The sequence below is a fragment of the bacterium genome (genome assembly GCA_021372515.1).
Classification (GTDB): domain Bacteria; phylum Gemmatimonadota; class Glassbacteria; order GWA2-58-10; family GWA2-58-10; genus JAJFUG01.
Genome location: JAJFUG010000162.1, coordinates 1 through 16,432, shown reverse-complemented (window position 1 = coordinate 16,432; position 16,432 = coordinate 1). Strand labels below are relative to the sequence as shown.

The following is a 16,432-nucleotide window of genomic DNA, read 5'->3' as shown; positions in this document are numbered from 1 at the left end:
CCTCGCCCGAGACTGGAGGCTTCTCCCCGCGCTCCAGGGCGATCAGAAGGTCGGCCATGGGCCCGGCGAACGAGTCGGGGAACCAGACCTCCTCCCAGCGCGGGCTGTGCCAGGCGCCGCTGTCGGCCACCGTGGTCCAGTCCAGGGTGCTGGGGGCGTGGGCCGGGTAGCGCGGCCAGCCGATAGTGCCGCGTGCCATACCAAGTGTACCCTCCACGCGCCAGCGGATGTAGATGTCCCCGGCCGCACCCTCGCGGCAGGGCCCGGTCCAGACATCATCCCAGGCCGCGGCGCGCAGGCCGGATTTGTCATACTCCAGCGTGTACAGCGCGATCCCGTCCGTGTGGGCGAACTTGGTGCGCGGGTCGGTGCGCAGGCTGGCGAACACGCGGTCCGGGTCGCCGAACCAGTAGCGGAACGTGTCCAGGTGATGGATGCTCATGATCCGCAGCGTGCACCAGCCCTGGCGCGCCTGCCAGGGCATCCAGTGCGGGATGGCCCGCATCTCCACCGTGGCCAGCACCGGCTCGCCCAGGGCGCCGCGGCCCAGAAGGTCGCGGCAGGCGCGCACCGACTGGTCGAAACGCATGTTCTGGTTGACCGCCAGGGTGATCCCGGCCTCGCGGCAGAGGCTCACGATTCGGCGCGCCTCGGCCATATCCTTGCCCAGTGGTTTCTGGGCCAGGAGGCCCCGGATGTGCCCGGCCTGCCGGACCGCTTTCTCCACCACGGAGAGGGTCACATCCGGGGGCACGGCGATGTCGAGCACCTGGACCTCCTCGTCCGCCAGCAGGGAATCCAGGCTGGGGTGCACCCGGGCGATGCCGTGGCGCGCTGCGGCCTTTGCGCTCGCCTCGGCGTTGGGGTCGAATATCGCCACGGGGTTGAACCCGGCGGCCCGGTATGCGACCAGATGGCAGTCGCTCATGATGAAGCCCGCGCCCACGCAGCCGATAGGAGTCCCGCGGTCGGCGGGCAGGTCGGGACGGTATTTCAGGTCGTGACTCACCGCGCCTCCTGGGCCGGTTGTGGTTTCAGGCCGGGGCCTACTGCTGGGTGGCCATGTATTCGATGACCTTGCGCGCTTCGGTCAGGTGCCCGTTCGGGTTCATGTGGATCATGTCCCGGGCGAAAATGGTCTTCGGGTCGGCCTCGGTCTGCTCCTGGGTCCAGCCGAGCCAGCCGGTGCCCAGACGCTCGGGCAGAAGGCGCAGGCTGTCGCAGATGGCGTTAAAGGATTCGAGGTCCGCCCCGGAGTGCTCCGGGCAGTGCGGCGGCTCCATCAGCACCACCCGGCAGCCGATGGCCTTGAGACGACCGGTCATATCGGTGAAATTGAGTACGAACTGCTCCGGGCTGACCTTGGGCGTGGGGCTGTTGTCCCAGTGGCGGCTGTCGTTGCCGCCCAGGCTGACAAACACGATCTGCGGGCTTTTGGCGACAATGTCGGTGTCCATGCGGGCCAGGGCCTCGCCCGAGTCATCCCCGCCCACGCCGGCGTTGATCACCACGGCCTCGGGCTTGACCACCTTGAGCACGCCGCGCACGATCTCGGGGAACGGCGCCGCGGTGGACCAGTGGCGCTTGTCCATGTGCGAGTCGCCCAGGAACCCGATCCGGGTCCAGCTCATGCGTTCCAGGCCGGGCCGCAGCGGCTCGAACCAGGGCTCGGCCATCAGGCGCGCGGCCAGGGTGTCGGCGTTGACCTGACCGCTGAACTTGCCGCCCCAACTGTCGATCTTGACCAGGGGCATGACGAAGTCCTCGGGGGTCTTGGCGTAGGGGACCTCACCCACTTTTGCAGCGGCCTCTGCGCCCAGGGTTTCGGCATCCGGCACCCCGTCCAGGCCCAGGTCGCGGTAGGTCATCGGGCAGCCCAGGGCGACCACGAACGGCATCAGGTCCTGCAGCACGGTGCCGTCGCGATCGATCTCCATACACATCTGGAACACGGCCAGGTAGCCGTCAACGAGCTGCGGGTTCTTTGTCACCCGGCCCTTGAGGAGTCCGCCCAGCACGGCGGCCGGGTCATCCGGGCGCGGCTGGATTTTCTCCTTGTCCATCGCGGCCAGGAAAGCCTCGATCACGGGGGCGCACTCGCCGGTTCCCGTGGCGGCGTACCCGCTCACACACTCCGGGCTGGACTTGATCGCGGCCAGGAACAGGCTGTCGGCCGTGGCCTGGCTGCCGGTGAGCGTGGTCTTGGCGGCCATGGCGGCCTGCTCCATGCGCACGGCCTCCAGGCAGGCCGAGGCCAGGCGCTGGGCCCGGTCTTTCGTGCCGCCGGTGGAGCAGGCTGCGACCAGGATGGTAAGCAGGCTGAAAAGGACAGAAGTCTTGCGCATGATCGGGCCTCCGGTTCAAAGTACGCGGCGAAATTCAGTGAGTCATTTGCCCTCGGCCAGATAGTCGAGTATCCGGCGGGCCAGAAGAAGGTGCGCCTCCGGGCAGAAATGGATCATGTCCGGGGCGTACATACGGCGCGGCTCGTGCTGAGCGAAAAGGGCGGCCGTGTCCAGCCACTCGGCGCCCAGGCTGTCGCGCACCGCGGCCAGCCCCTGGTTCATCTGCGCCAGCACCGCGGCCTCCGGCGGCTGCATGTACGGGATGGTCGGGTAGGTCAGCAGAACCACCCGGCAGCCGATGGCCTTCAGCCGCGTGGTGATCTCGGCGATGTTCTGACGGTACTGCTCCGGGCTGACCGTGCTGTGGTCGCGGCCCCAGAACATGGCGTCATTGCCGCCGAACAGCACGAAGCACACATTGGGAGCTTTGTCTATCACATCGCTCTGGATACGGGCCAGGCCTTCGCGGCTGTCATCCCCGCCGATGCCGGCGTTGACCACCTTGAGCGCCGGGTTGACCGAGTCGCAGACCGCCTGGATCACGTTGGGATAGTGGGCGGGCGAGGACCAGTGACGGTTGTCGGTCTGGGAATCGCCGAAGAAAGCGACCGTGGCCGCGGGCAGGGCGGCAAGCTTGGGCCGCAGGCTGTCGAAGCCCGGCTGGGCCATGACCTGGGCGGCCAGGTCGCCGGCGTCTTTCTGCCTGCCGAAGCGCGAGCCGACATCATCCAGGCGGCGCATGGCGATGAAGAAATCGAAGGCCGTGGCGCCGAACGGCTGCGCCCCGCAGAGTTCGGACATCTTGCCGGCCAGCTCCATCAGGCGCAACGTGTCCGCACCGGCCAGCCCCAGGTCGCGGTAGGTGACCGGTATCCCTGCCGAGAGCATCAGCTCGATAGGCCGCAGGCGTGAGGCGATCTCGCGGGATTCGTCCATGTTGAGCATCAGCGTGGCCGCGTAGCCCTCCAGCAGGGGGCGGGCCATGTCGGTGACCTCGGGGGCGTCCCGCAGCACCTCCACCGCGGCCGCGGCGGCATCCAGGCTGTCGGGAGTCTGCAGCTCGCTGCGGTCGGTCAGCTCGATCAGCGAGTCGATCTCCGCGGTGCAGTCGCCGCTGCCGCTGTCGACCCAGATCCGCACACAGCCGTCGTCCAGCCGCTTCAGAAGGCTGTCCGCCAGCAGGGCCTCGCCCTCCAGGGCCCTGCCCTCAGCGGAGGCTTTCATCTCCAGCCGCATGACCTTGAGGGTCGCCTGACCCAGGTCCTGCGCCCGCGAGCGCGGTTGAAGCTCACCACCGCCGCAGGCCACCATAGCCAGGGCAAGAATCCCAGGCACAAACCATTTACTACGCATCATCCGTTTCCTCACATGGTATTTTTCGGGTGAAGACCGCCTTGGGGGTAATTCCGACATGACAATATCTGTATCACAAACAGGAATGAAAAGCCAACTTTTTCCTTAGTTCCGGTGGAGCAGCATCGACAGAGACTTATGCAGGGGCGCACCCGCGGGTGCGCCCCTGCATAAGCATAGAAGCACACGTCAATTCGGAAGCCGAACAAGACTCACGGCACCAACAGACCTCACTTGCCGGCCAGCCACACAAGCTCACAGTCATGCTGGCTGAAAGTCTCCACGTAGCCCCGGGCGCCGCAGGCGGCCCCGGCCACCAGGGACAGGCCGATAGAGGTGCAGAAAAGGACAAGCCTTTTGTTCGCTCTCATCTGTCAGCTCTCTCTTCAGTCCAGCAGGTCAATCAGCTTTAGCCGCGCCTTATCGTAGTCGTCCCCGTGCTCGGACCAGCTCACCGGGTCTTTCATGTCCGCCTCCAGGGATCTGGGCACCACGCCCTTGACTATCTGGAGCACTTTCTCGCGCCCGGCTTTCTGCTCGGCCAGCCACATAAGCTCGAAGTCCTGCTGTCCGCGGCGCATGTTCTTGAGCCGGATGGAGCCGAGGATGCGGTTCACGCCGCGGTCCTCCTCCTCGTAGAACGGGTTGCGTCCCGGATAGAACACGATCCCGTCGCCGTTGGCCCAGCTGTCCCCGCTGCCCATGAACGTGAGCGGATCGCTGAAAATGCGCTGGTGCAGATGGCCCTTGGGCCCCTGGTTGTTGTGGTCCCAGGTGGTTCCCTCCCAGAGGAACCAGGTGTTCACGCCGTGGATGTACTTGACCCAGCCGTTGACCCGCAGGTCCACGGCGTCCGCCTCGGTGATCACCGCGCCGTAGCGGGGACGGTTGCCGTTGTAGAACCAGTGGTCGCCGCCGCGGGCCTTGATCGCGGCCAGCTTGTTCAGGTCCACGCCGTTGTGGCCGGCCCAGATGTCGATATCCTTGTCCAGCTCCGGGGTGTAGCTGCGGGTGGTGAACACGGGCAGACGCTTGCCTGGTCCCGGGTTGTCGTGGACCCAGCCGGCGTGCTGCTTGATCCAGTCGAACTGCACGGGGCCGGGCTCATCGATCATGTACCAGAAATAGCGCACCCCGGGGGCGTTCTTCTCGAACCAGGTGACCCACTTGTCGCTCTCGGCGCGGGCGGACTGCTCGTTGTCGAAGACCCGTCCGGTGATGGAGCCGTAGATGCCCACGGTGAAAAGTTTTTCGCCCTGGCCCTGGCCGGGACCCTGGTAGCCGGCGGCCGGGGTGAACGCGCTGCCGTCCAGCCAGGGCTTGTAGCGGTCCATCAGGGCCTGGTCGAACGGCGAGCCGTGAGCCTCGGAGCAGCCAACCATGTCGATGCGGTGACGGTGGCACTCGAACTTGAGCATGCGCTCGGCCAGCGAGTCGGGCAGGCCGGGATAGTAGGAGGCGACCACCTTGGTGCTGCCGAAGAGCCAGATGTTCGAATGGTTCTCATCGGGCAGGAAATGCGGGCGCAGGTTGACTGTCACCGGGATTACCGCCACCTCCTGGCCGGCGGAGCGCACCCGGATGTTGCTCAGGTATTTCCCGGCGGGCCAGGACTTGTCGCGGGGCAGGTAGAGGTCGACCCAGAAACCCTGGTTCTGGCGCGCTGGCGTGGGGGTTTCCTCCAGCGTGTTCTGACGGCGGTGCACCTCGCGCCGGGCGCGCGGGATGTCGACCGGGAAGCCGCCGCGGCCCGGACGGGCCTCGGGCGGGACCAGGGCGTCGGGGATCCAGCCGGTCATGCGCTTGGGGGCGGAGGCCTCGGAGCCGTAGAACCACTGCGGCTTGGTGGGCTCACGGATCAGCAGGTAGTGCTGGCTGAACACCTCCAGGTATCCACCCGGGCCGTACTGCGCACCGGCGGAGCCGATCGCCTTGCCGCTGGCGCGCTCCACCGGCGGGTCGACACTCACCTCCACGGCCGGAGCGCCCAGGCTGTCGGCCTCCACGATCACCTGGAAACCCAGCACCTCGTTGTACAGGCCAGTCAGGCTGACCGACTTGCCGTCCCAGACACTGTTGGCCGCCCTGGACGGGTGGTCCTGGTCGTAGCGGAACACTTTCTCGCCGTCACCCACGGCCCAGACTTTCGTGACCCCAGCCGCGGCAGGCCGCGACAGGGCCAGGGCCAGGACGCAACATAACATCACCGATCCGATAGCACGCATGAGTCCTCTCCAGTCAGGGTTATGGTCTCGAACGCACTCAGATACCCTTGCGCCAGCCCTCATCCTCGAAACGGGCCAGTTGGAACACCAGCGAGCCATCCGGCTCCCCCGGCTGGGCGCAGGCCCAGCGCACGGGACGGCGCACGCCGCGGGTCTCGATCTCGGCGCGCAGCTTGAATTTCTGGCCCTCCAGGCCCTGTGGCAGGATGAAATTACACTGGCGCAGCTTGCCGGCCAACGGGTGCGCCGGGTCGAGGCTGCCGCCCAGGCACACCTTGCCGTCCAGGCTTTCCAGATAGACCCGCAGCGCGCCCGGCACTCCGGCCACGCCGTCATTGGCCAGAGCGACCACCACCTCGCTGGTGCCGTAGCGCTTGCGCTGCCAGACCCAGGAGGGACGAACGCGCCAGCCCATACGGCTCTGCAGCGCGGCGAACCCCTCCGGGTACTTTTCGTTGTAGCTGGCCAGGTTGTCGGACTCGGTCCAGAGCGACCAGTAGCCCGCGCCCAGGTCGAGCACGTGCTGGCAGGCGACCTCCATGCGGTTCACCCCGGCGGTGTCAGGCGGAAGGTCGCGGATGTCGTAGGTGCGGTCGTTGCCCTGCTCCATCACCACGGCCAGCCAGGGGGGACGGTTGGACAGGCGCTCCACCTGGATCGGCTCCTCGATCAGGTCGATGGAGTCGGAGCGCAGCCAGCAGCCCGCGCGCACGGCATGGTCGAGCACCTCGCGGTTGCCGGTTTTGCTGATGTCGGGCTGCGTGTTGACCACCAGGGGCAGGTGTTTCCAGGTGTCGAACTGGATCTGGGCCATGCTGAGCATGGTGCGCTCGGCGGTCATATAGTCGGGGAAGGGATTGGGAATGTCGCCGGTGTGGCCCTCGCCCCAGAACCCGTACATCATCAGGTCCATGAACTCCAGCAGCGGGTTGTTGTCGAACTCGGCCGCCAGCAGCTCGTTCAGCTCGCGGAAAGCTTTCTGGAAAGCCGGGTGGTCGTAGCGCGGCTCGCGGCAGTCGAAGCCCTCGCGCTCCTTGCCGCCGATGTTCACTATCGGGACTTCTTTCTGCAGGAAATCGGGCATGGAGAGCAGCTTGGGCTGGATGTTGGGGCTGGAGAGCTGGATGCGGAAGCCCACGCGCAGGCCGTACTGTTTGGCGGCGTCCAGGGTCAGCTTCCAGACCGGCGAGAATTCCAGCTTGCCCGGCTGTTTCTGGATGTCGCGCCAGTCGCAGCGGATGTAGAGGATATCGACGAAGGGCAGTGTGGCGAGCTTCTCCACGTGCCGCTCCAGGGTTTCCTCGCCCCGGCGGGCCTTGAGCGAGGGCCCGCCCTCCTCCCAGGTGTAGCCGACCAGGCCGAGGCCGAAATTGCGCACATGCCCCTTGGCCGGAGTCGAGTAGCCGATGTAGCGCCAGCCCTGGTCCTGGTCGATGGTAAAGGGCCCCTGGTTCAGACGGTCGGTGATCGCGGGGGCCGGCCCGAAATCGTAACCATCCCAGCGGTGGTCCGGGATATCGGCCCGGGCCGGGGCGCCGCTCAGCCCGGCCGCGGCCAGGGACAGCCCCGTGGCCTTGAGGAAACTGCGTCTTCCGAGCATGGGTCTCTCTCCTTGTATGTTGTCAGCGGTTCCGGCCGCAGCCGGAACGATGAGACGCACTCACTCCACGTAGGCCCCGGCGGGCAGGATATAGTGCACGGGCCAGTCCTCGGAGCCGGTTTCCACCAGGCGCGACCAGTTCATCTCCTCGGCATCCGGGGAGCGGCTGTACTCCAGGCCCGGGACAACCGAGGCGGCCGAACGCGCCAGAAGGTCGGCCTTGCCGGCCCCGGTCACACTCAGGCTGCCCTCGCCCAGGGCCTCCCGGGCGAACTTGGAAACGATCTCGATGTCCTCGACCAGCTGCAGGAAATAGGGCCGTCCGGTGAGAAGCGAGTTGGCGATGTAGTTTATCAGCACACCGGACTGGGGGCTGAAATACTGCTGCTCCAGCGGCACGCCGGCCAGGCGCGGGTCGTCCACGCTGGTCACCTGATAGTCCAGGCGGTTTTCGCCCAGGCCGCGGAAATCGAAACTGATCAGGTCCACGCCCTGTTCGAGCCGGCCCTTGAGCTGGGGCCACTCGGTGCTTTTCACCTTGCCGTCCAGGCTGAACCAGAGCCGGGCGGTGCCGGATGACTTGTCGGTGTGGAAATGCAGCAGCGGTATCTGAAGCCCGCCGCTGTGGGTCAGGGCATAGCGGTCCACCGTGTAGCCGTCCACCCGGCCGCTGCCGACTTTCTGCCAGAGGATGCTTTTCTCCGGCCGGCTGCCGTCCTCCGGCAGCACGCTCCAGCTCTCAATGGCCGGGCGCAGGGGGCTGCGGTAGAGGCTGTCCAGGCTGACCTTGCCGTTTTCGCGGCGCCCGGCCCAGTAGCGGCGCAGGCTCTCCATAAACGACACGCCGTCCGGATACTCCAGCCGCACCTGGCCACTCGAGGTGGACCAGAGGTCACGCTCGGGCAGGACCGCGGTGGAGTCGAGGCCCCAGCGGGGGGCCAGGCCGTTCTGGAGGTCCAGGAAAGCGAAAGCTTTCTCCTGGTTCTCGCTGGAATAGCCGTGGGGATGGTAGCCCTCGTTGAGCTGGATGTCCTGCGCCCGGCCGAAGCGCCGCCAGAGCGGCTCCACCTGGCGGAACGCCATGCGCCCGCCCTCGATGGGGAAAAAGTCGAGCAGGGCCAGGTTAACCGCCAGCGGGCGCGGCCAGGCCAGGACCAGCAGCCCGGCGTGGTCGATGCCCTCGGAGAGCATGCCGGACAGGTCCTGCTCCGGGTCGTTGTCCGGGTCGGAGTAGATGCGGTTGGCCATGCGCATGGGCAGGCTGCTGATGTAGCAGGAGGGCATCACCACACTGTTGCGCTCATCCAGCGCCCCCAGGAAAGCGGTCTGGAAGCCGCCGCCGCTGTTGCCGGTAATCGCGATGCTCTTGGGGTCCACCTCGGGCCGGGTGAGCAGGTAGTCGTGCGCCCGGATGCCGTCCCACACCTCCCAGCGCGCCAGATTGGTCCCGGCCAGGTAGGCCAGGTCGCCCATTATGGCGTGCTCGCCGCAGACACGGTTGTAGCGGCTTTCGCCCGCGGCAGGGTCCCAGAACTGGCTGCGCTCGCCCTGGCCGACCGGGTCCCAGGTGAGGACCACATAGCCACGGCGGGCCAGGCGGCCGCAAATCCGCTGGTAGCCGGGATGGGCCTTGCCGTTGAACGAGTGCCCGCAGGGCAGGAGCACGGCCGGGGAAGGTGTCGTGGCGCCATCCGGGATGTACAGATTGGCCGTGACATGGAATCCCGGCAGGCTCTCGAAAATGACCTTGTCGATCCGGTAGCCCTCCTCCTGCAGGGTGCCGGTAACCTGGGCGTTGAGGGGGGTCTTGTCGGCGGGCAGGCCGCCCAGGCAGCTAAGCAGACGGCTGCGCAACTCGCCCTGGTACTGGCGCAGCTCCTCGGCCGAGCCGATTGATTCCAGGCGCTGCACGCGGGCGTGGTCCTGGCGCCAGGCAGTGTCGAGTTGGTAGCGCAACAGGGGGGTGACCCGCATCCCGGGCGCCACCTGCCGCGTGTAGACCCGGAAAGCCTCCTGCAGAGGGTCCTGGGCCGCGGCGACAGAGGCCAGGGCCAGAAGGCAGAGACAGCAGACAAGGGCTTCGATTCGCATAAGACCGGCCTCCATTGAGGGAGACAGCGACAGGAAAATGGTTGACGGGGATCAGGCCGCCGCCGGGCAGCCGGGACTGTTGGGCGCCGTGAGGGACTCTGACGGCGGGAGGACGCCGGGCCTTGAACTGGCTGTCAGCCGCGGCTGGAGATTGGTTTTTTTTATGGATTTTTGCGCCGGAACTTTCCGTCTTTTCAAGAAGGACCTCGGGCAGGCGGCTGGAATTCATTCGAAAAGGCCCGGACCGTCAACCCCGGCGGGAAGCGCTCCAGCGGGGTTTCTCTCCGGCCGGCGGGCATCGCAGGGGGGGGCGTGAGATAAACTTATTATACACCCGGCGATTTTCTTACGCAAACAAAATGCGCGCTTTCCCGGCGGTCAAACCGAAGCTCCCGGCCCCGCGGATTCCGGGACCGGGAGCTTCAATGGCTTGCCTGGCTGCGGCAGGACGGAACCCCGGCTCAGGACAGGCGGTAGCTGCGGAAGATATCGTGCAGCACCAGGGCCTGCGCCCCGTGGAAAGTGGGGCTTGGCAGGTTGCTGGGCAGGATAAGCAGCTCGATGGGCTTGACCCGGACATAGGTCTGACGCTCGACCTGTCGGATCAGCTCGGGACCGCAGATGTCCCAGACTTTCACCATCCGCCCGGAGACCAGGAATTTCTCGGGTCCCAGGCCGCAGTTGATGTTGGCGATGCCCACGCCCAGGTAGCGCGCGGTTTCCTGCAGCGCCCGGATGGCGTACTTGTCGCCCTGGCGCGCCAGGGCGATCACTTTTTCCATCTGGGCCTCGATCTCGTGCACCCTTCCGGTCCAGGGCTTGCCGCTGTACTCGCCGTAGCGCTTTACCGCCCCGAGGTCGGAGGCGTTGTCCTCCCAGGTGTTGTCCTGGTTGATCTCCTCCCAGCGGCCGTCCATCTTGATCAGTGACTGGCCGAAATGCCCGTCCAGGCTATAGGCGCCGTGATAGACCGAGTGGTCGATCACCAGGCCCACGCCGATGCCCTCGCAGACATGGATGAACACGAAGCTGGAAGCGTCCTGGGCCTCCGGTGCGAACCAGAGCGCGCCCAGGGCGGCCGCCTTGCCATCGTTGTCGGCGTACACCGGGCATTTGACATGCTCGGCGATCAGCTTGCGCACCGGAAGGTTCTGCCAGTGATGGGTACGGTCCAGGTAGATCAGGGCGTCCTTGTGGCTGGCCATCGAGGGCGCGGACACCCCCACTCCGGCCAGCGGAATGCCCACCTCCTCCGCCATCCGGGCGATGATCTGGCCCAGCTCGGAGAAAAAGGCCTCGCCGCGGTCGTTGCCCTGGCTGGTTTGCACTTCGACGCTTTTCAGGACGTTACAGCCCAGGTCGCACACCGCGACCGTGGTCTTCACGTGCCGGACATCGATCACCCCGACAGCCCGGCTTTTTTCCTTGAGCCGCAGGATGATCGGCTTGCGGCCGATGGCGCTCTCGCCGAAGCTGTCCTCGTAGACCAGATCGTCCGAGATCAGCTCGTTGACTATGCTCGAAATGGTGGATTTTTTCAGCCCCGTGATCTTGGAAATCTCCACCCGCGAGATCGGAGCTTTCTCCCGGATGATGTTCAGAACATTGGCCCGGTTGATCAGGCGCATGATCTTGTGATCGGCGGGGACCACATTGCGGAAATCGAATCTCATAGACAACGCTCCGGAAAGATGCAAAAATACTGAGGCGGGGCAAGCGGCTCGGATCCGGCTGTCCGGACAGGGGAAAGGCCCGCGGGCCTGAGTCCGGCGACCGGACCGGAACAAACATTGGTTTGCATGATGAACCAATATATCTTGCCACACATTTTATGGCAACAATCTTTTTTGACTCTATTTTCCGAGCAGACCGATCAGGCGCAGACGGGCTTTCTCGTAGTCCTCACCGCTCTCGGTCCAGGGCACGTGGCCCTTGTCCGGCACGGTGTCGAAGGCCTGGGGCACGATGGAGCGTACAACCTCCAGCACTTTGGCGCGCCCGACTTTCCGCTCGGCCAGCCACATCAGCTCGTAGTCCTGCTGCCCGCGGCGTATATTCTTGTAGCGGATGGAGGTGAGCACCTCATCCAGCCCACAGTCCTCATCCGGGTAGAACGGCATGCGTCCCGGATACAGCAGCACCCCGTCCCCGTTGCCGTAGTCCCACCACCAGTTGATGTAGGTCACGGGGTTGGAGAACACCCGCTGGTGGAGATGACCTTTCGGGCCGCTGGCGTTGTGCGTCCAGTGGGTGCTTTCCCAGACGAACCAGGTGTTGATCCCGTAGAGGTACTTGATCCAGGCGTTGACCCGCAGGTCGGCGCTTTCGCATTCGAGCATGGTGTGGCCCCAGTGCGGGCGGTTGCCGTTGTAGAACCAGTACTGCTTGCCCGCGGCATGCAGCGAATCGAGCTTGGCGGTCTGGACCGCGCCGGCCCAGATGTCGATGGCGTCCTTGATCTCGGGGGTGTACTCGCGGGTGAGGAACACGGGCAGCTTATTACCCGGGCCCGGGTTGTTGTGTATCCAGCCCGCGATGCTGTCGATCCAGTAGAACTGGCTCGGGCCGGGCTCATCGATGATGTAGTAGAAATACTCCACCGCGGGGGCGTGCCGGCGGAACCACTCGACCCAGAGGTCGCTCTGGCGCTGGACCGAGGCCTTGTTCTCGCGGTCCAGCACGTCCTCGCCGTACATGCCGATGGGGAACAGCTTTTCGCCCTGGCCCTCGCCCGGACCCTGGTAGCCCTGGGCCGGAGTGAACGCGCTGCCGTCCAGCCAGGGACGGTAGGCCTCGAGCATTTTCTCGTCGTAAGCGCTCTTGTTCGGCTCGGCCCCGCCCACCATGTCGATCCGGTGACGGTGGGCCTGGAACTTGAGTATCCGGGTCAACTGGGCCTGGCTCGTTCCGGGAAAATATTCGCTTATGTCGCTGTTGAAGACCCAGGCGTTGGAGTGGTTCTCATCCGGCAGGTAGTGCGGCAGCAGGTTCACCTCCAGGGGCAGGCTGGCCACGGTCTTCCCGCCGGACAGCACTTTGACTGTCCCGCGGTAGAGGCCGGCCGGCCAGCTCTTGTCCCGCGGCAGGTAGAGGTCGATCCAGAAACCCTGGTTCTGCACCAGGGGCGTGGGGACCACGGTCTCCTCGTGGTCGCGCAGCACCTGGCGGCTGGCCCGCGGGATATCGAGCGGCTGGCCGCCGCGTCCGGCCCGTGCGCCGCGCGGGATCAGGGCGTCCGGTATCCAGCCCTCCATGCGCGGGGGCAGGCAGGCATCGCCCGGCGCGCCCAGCCAGTTGCTCTTTTTCTTCTGCTCGGTCTGCTGCTGCACCTGGATGTAGTGCTCGGCCAGGACCTCGAAACTGCCCCCTGGGCCGTAATCGGCCGGCTGGTCCAGCCCGATGGCCTTCCCCCCGGCCGCACTCATCGGCGGGGTGACTGTCACCTCCACGGCCTGGGCGCCCAGGCTGTCGGCCTCCACGATCACCTGGAAGCCCAGCACCTCGTTATACAGGCCGGTCAGGTGGATGGCCTTGCCGTCCCAGACCGTGCTGCCTCCGCGGCAAGGGTGGTTCTCCTGGTAGCGGAAAACTTTCTCCGAGCCGCCCGCCACCCAGACCCCGCTGACCGCGGCGCTCAGCGGATTGACCTGCGAGATCGCCGCAACAGCCAGCAGCGCTGCGACGGTTGTTATCTTCCGGCTAGGCCTGTTCAACTTGTCCTCCGGGATCGTTTTCGGCTGGCCTGCCCCCAGGAAAGTGTCCGGGTGCTGCCAGCCTGACTGCTGTGGGAAGTCTGCGGCGGTGCGTCGGATTGCAGGACTGAGCGCTGCAAAGAAGCCACCGTCTGAAGAGTGTTTGCTCGATAGCCTGTGCCAGCCGCAAGTTGGTTTTTCTGCGTTTTAACGGCAAAATCGCCGATGGCGTTAAAACCGTTTCGCGGTCTTGTGTCCAGCCCGCAAATGAAGAAATTGGGCGATTTTAAAAAATATAGTCCATCTGCCGTAATGAGCAAGATATTTTCTTTTGCCGGCTATCATTTTACTGTTGAACCGATTAGACCGGGATGTTAGACTTGAGAAACTTCCGGGGTGGCCTGAGGCGGAAAACCCTCCGCAGGACAGGTGCAGCCCGACCGGAAACTGGAAAATGGAGGAGTCGATGCCGGGTAAAATCCGCCACCTGAGCCAGGCGCTGCTCATTATGGCCGTATTCTGCGCTCCACTCGCGGCGCGCACGCTCTACCTGGCGCCGGGGGGCGACGACAGCGCGCCGTTTGCCGACGGGGCGGTGTTCGCCAGTATCTTCCGCGCCCTCGATTCCCTGGCCGCGGGCGATACGCTTATCGTGCGCAAGGGAACCTACCGGGGGGGCCTGATCGCCACGCTCCAGGGCACGGCCGAGAAGCCGATTCTCATCCGTGGCGAGGGCGCCGCTACAGTGCTCGACTCCAGCCGCAACAAGCTGGATGCCCTGCGCCTGGACCACAGCTCGTATGTCACGGTCGAGAACATGAGTTTCCTGCACGGCAACCGGGCCGGCCTCTGCCTGATCAACTGCAACCACATCACTGTCACCGGCTGCCGCATGGGCGATAACGGCAAGTGGGGCATCCTGACCGGCTTTGTCGACGATTTCCGCGCCGAGGGCAACGAGTGCTGGGGCTCCAGGGACGAGCACGGCATCTATCACAGCAACTCCGGCGACCGCTTTGTCATCCGCGGCAACTACATCCACGACAACTCCGGCAACGGCATCCACCTGAACGGCGACCCGGAGATGGGCGGCGACGGGGTGATGAACTTCGGGCTGGTCGAGAACAACATCATCACCCGCAACGGCAACGCTGGCGGCGCCGGGATCAACATGACCCATGTCCACGACATGCTGGTGCGCAACAACCTGATCTGGAACAATTTCGCCGGCGGGTTCACGGTCTACCAGGACAACGGCGGCGACGAGCAGAGCTCGCAGCGGGTGCTGATCACCGGCAACACGGTCTGGTTCCGCAGCAACGACCGCAACGTGGTCAATATCGCCGCCACCAGCCGCAAGGTGGTGGTGGCTGGCAATATCCTGGTGGCCGCCTCGCGCTCCGCCACGCTGCAGGTCGATTCCGACCACCTGAGCACGATCCTCAGCGACTGGAATGTCCACTGGAGCGCCGACACGACCACCCTGGTCTCGGTCAAGGACCGCTCCGAGAAGCTGTCGGCCTGGGTGCGCGCCACGGGCAACGACACGCACTCGAAGATCGCCGACCCGCTGTTCGTACGGCCCGACTCGGGGAATTTCAACCTGGAGGCCGCATCGCCAGCTTTGGATGCCGGTGTGCCGCGCGACAGCCTGCGCGCCATGCTGGTCCGCCTGGAGGGCTGCGAATGGATGCTGGCGCAGCTCGATTCCCTTCCGGAGGAGGATATCCGCGGCACCTGGCGGCCGGTGGGCGCCGGTCCGGATGCCGGAGCCTACGAGATGGGATTCAGTGACAGCCAGCGCTTCGATCTGGACGGCAACGGGCTGATCGGGCGCGCGGACACCCCGGCCCTGGTCCGTCTGATCGGCCGCGACCCTGCCGACCGGCGCTGCGATTTCAACGCCGACGGCCGGGTGGATATTCTGGACGCGCTCGACTTTCTGTTGGCCCTGGCCGCGCGCTGAGCGCGGCGGGCCGTAACCCTGTACCCTTTCCTGCCGGAGGGACCAATGTCCACTGTTCAACTGCTGCGCGCCGCGCGTCTTGCCCTGGGCAGTGCTTTACTGGTCCTCATGGGCGCAGCCGCGCCTCTGGCCGCACGCACGATGTACCTGTCGCCGGCCGGGGATGACGCCGCGGCCGCGGCGGATGGGGCCGAGTTCCGCACCCTGGCCGTGGCCGTGTCGCGCCTTTCGGTCGGGGACACCCTGATCGTGCGCGAGGGGGTCTACGCCGGCGGGGTGACACTGAGCCTCAAGAGCGTGCCGGGTGCGCCCACGGTGATCCGCGGCCAGAGCCTGGGGGCGATTGTCCAGGGCAGTGTCGCCGAGATGCCGGATGCTTTCCGCGTGCAGGACTGCTCACAGGTGCGGCTGGAGGGTCTCACTTTCCGCGCCGCCGCGCGCGCCGGGCTGGCCGTGCGCTTTTCCGACCATGTCACGGTGACCGGCTGCCTCTGCGCGGATAACCAAGTATGGGGCATATTCACCAGCTTCGCCGATGACATCGTGTTCGAGAAGAACGAGTGCTGCCGCTCCAAGGAGCAGCACGGCATCTACCACAGCAACTCGGGCGACCGTTTCGTCATCCGCGGCAACCTGGTCCACGACAACGCCGGCAACGGCCTGCACATGAACGGCGACCCGGAAATCGCGGGCGGCGACGGAGTGCTGAACAACGGTCTGGTGGAGGACAACATAATCTACGGCAACGGCCAGGCCGGGGGCGCCGGGATCAACATGACCCACGTGCACGACGTGATCGTGCGCAATAATCTGGTCTACAACAACTACGCCGCCGGGATCACGATCTACCAGGACACCGGCACGTTCGAGCAGGGCTCCAAGCGCGTGCTGGTCATGGGCAACACGGTGATATTCCGTCACGGCCAGGGCCGGGCCTGTATCAACGTGCAGACCACCAGCGAGAAAGTGCTGATCGCGGGCAATATCTTCGTCACCGGCGACCAGCGCGGCACCCTTCAGATGGACACCGAGCACCTGGAAAGCGTCATCTGCGACCACAACCTGCACTGGGGCTCGGATGAGAGCGACCTGGTCACGCGCAACGACAACCGGATCAGCCTGGCCGCCTGGCGCACTTTGAGCGGCAACGACAAGAATTC

General features: G+C 65.6%; 11 protein-coding genes. 2 read left to right on the top strand and 9 right to left on the bottom strand.

Translation table 11 applies throughout. The features are described 5' to 3' along the window. The 9 genes from LLH00_14935 to LLH00_14895 all read right to left on the bottom strand — a co-directional run. Positions 1 to 1,009, bottom strand: a 1,009-nt coding sequence (locus tag LLH00_14935; GenBank protein MCE5272573.1) for a Gfo/Idh/MocA family oxidoreductase, incomplete at its 3' end; no start/stop codon positions are given. A gap of 37 nt (positions 1,010 to 1,046) precedes the next feature. Next, complete coding sequence (locus LLH00_14930; GenBank protein ID MCE5272572.1) at positions 1,047 to 2,345, bottom strand: GDSL-type esterase/lipase family protein; 1,299 nt, start codon at positions 2,343 to 2,345, stop codon at positions 1,047 to 1,049. A gap of 42 nt (positions 2,346 to 2,387) precedes the next feature. After that, positions 2,388 to 3,698 (bottom strand): SGNH/GDSL hydrolase family protein, encoded by a 1,311-nt coding sequence (locus LLH00_14925; protein ID MCE5272571.1) that lies wholly within the window; start codon positions 3,696 to 3,698, stop codon positions 2,388 to 2,390. Positions 3,699 to 3,928: 230 nt separating this feature from the next. Continuing rightward, positions 3,929 to 4,069 carry a hypothetical protein gene (locus LLH00_14920; protein ID MCE5272570.1) on the bottom strand — a complete coding sequence of 47 codons (141 nt, stop codon included), beginning with the start codon at positions 4,067 to 4,069 and terminating at the stop codon, positions 3,929 to 3,931. Positions 4,070 to 4,084: 15 nt separating this feature from the next. Beyond that, the gene (locus LLH00_14915) at positions 4,085 to 5,923 is read right to left on the bottom strand and encodes a DUF4091 domain-containing protein (GenBank protein MCE5272569.1); all 1,839 of its coding nucleotides are present in this window, start codon (positions 5,921 to 5,923) and stop codon (positions 4,085 to 4,087) included. Positions 5,924 to 5,960: 37 nt separating this feature from the next. Beyond that, positions 5,961 to 7,523 (bottom strand): twin-arginine translocation signal domain-containing protein, encoded by a 1,563-nt coding sequence (locus LLH00_14910; protein MCE5272568.1) that lies wholly within the window; start codon positions 7,521 to 7,523, stop codon positions 5,961 to 5,963. Between the two features lie 60 nt (positions 7,524 to 7,583). Next, entirely contained in the window at positions 7,584 to 9,614 is a 2,031-nt protein-coding gene (locus tag LLH00_14905) for an acetylxylan esterase (GenBank protein MCE5272567.1), read from the bottom strand. Between the two features lie 461 nt (positions 9,615 to 10,075). Beyond that, a complete protein-coding gene (locus LLH00_14900) occupies positions 10,076 to 11,287 on the bottom strand; it encodes an ROK family transcriptional regulator (protein ID MCE5272566.1) in 1,212 nt (403 codons plus the stop codon). Between the two features lie 180 nt (positions 11,288 to 11,467). Then, on the bottom strand, positions 11,468 to 13,327 hold the full coding sequence (locus LLH00_14895; GenBank protein MCE5272565.1) for a DUF4091 domain-containing protein: 1,860 nt from the start codon (positions 13,325 to 13,327) through the stop codon (positions 11,468 to 11,470). A 445-nt stretch (positions 13,328 to 13,772) separates the two neighbouring features. Here LLH00_14895 and LLH00_14890 point away from each other — a divergent pair, with 445 nt between their 5' ends. Then, positions 13,773 to 15,272, top strand: coding sequence for a right-handed parallel beta-helix repeat-containing protein (locus LLH00_14890; GenBank protein MCE5272564.1), 1,500 nt, complete (start codon positions 13,773 to 13,775; stop codon positions 15,270 to 15,272). A gap of 45 nt (positions 15,273 to 15,317) precedes the next feature. Next, a partial coding sequence (locus LLH00_14885; protein MCE5272563.1) for a right-handed parallel beta-helix repeat-containing protein occupies positions 15,318 to 16,432 on the top strand: 1,115 nt, incomplete at its 3' end.

Coding starts and splice junctions, on each gene's coding strand:
- LLH00_14910 (MCE5272568.1), bottom strand. CDS start 7,523: ATGCTCGGAAGACGCAGTTTCCTCAAGGCCACGGGGCTGTCCCTGGCC.
- LLH00_14920 (MCE5272570.1), bottom strand. CDS start 4,069: ATGAGAGCGAACAAAAGGCTTGTCCTTTTCTGCACCTCTATCGGCCTG.
- LLH00_14930 (MCE5272572.1), bottom strand. CDS start 2,345: ATGCGCAAGACTTCTGTCCTTTTCAGCCTGCTTACCATCCTGGTCGCA.
- LLH00_14905 (MCE5272567.1), bottom strand. CDS start 9,614: ATGCGAATCGAAGCCCTTGTCTGCTGTCTCTGCCTTCTGGCCCTGGCC.
- LLH00_14915 (MCE5272569.1), bottom strand. CDS start 5,923: ATGCGTGCTATCGGATCGGTGATGTTATGTTGCGTCCTGGCCCTGGCC.
- LLH00_14890 (MCE5272564.1), top strand. CDS start 13,773: ATGCCGGGTAAAATCCGCCACCTGAGCCAGGCGCTGCTCATTATGGCC.
- LLH00_14900 (MCE5272566.1), bottom strand. CDS start 11,287: ATGAGATTCGATTTCCGCAATGTGGTCCCCGCCGATCACAAGATCATG.
- LLH00_14925 (MCE5272571.1), bottom strand. CDS start 3,698: ATGCGTAGTAAATGGTTTGTGCCTGGGATTCTTGCCCTGGCTATGGTG.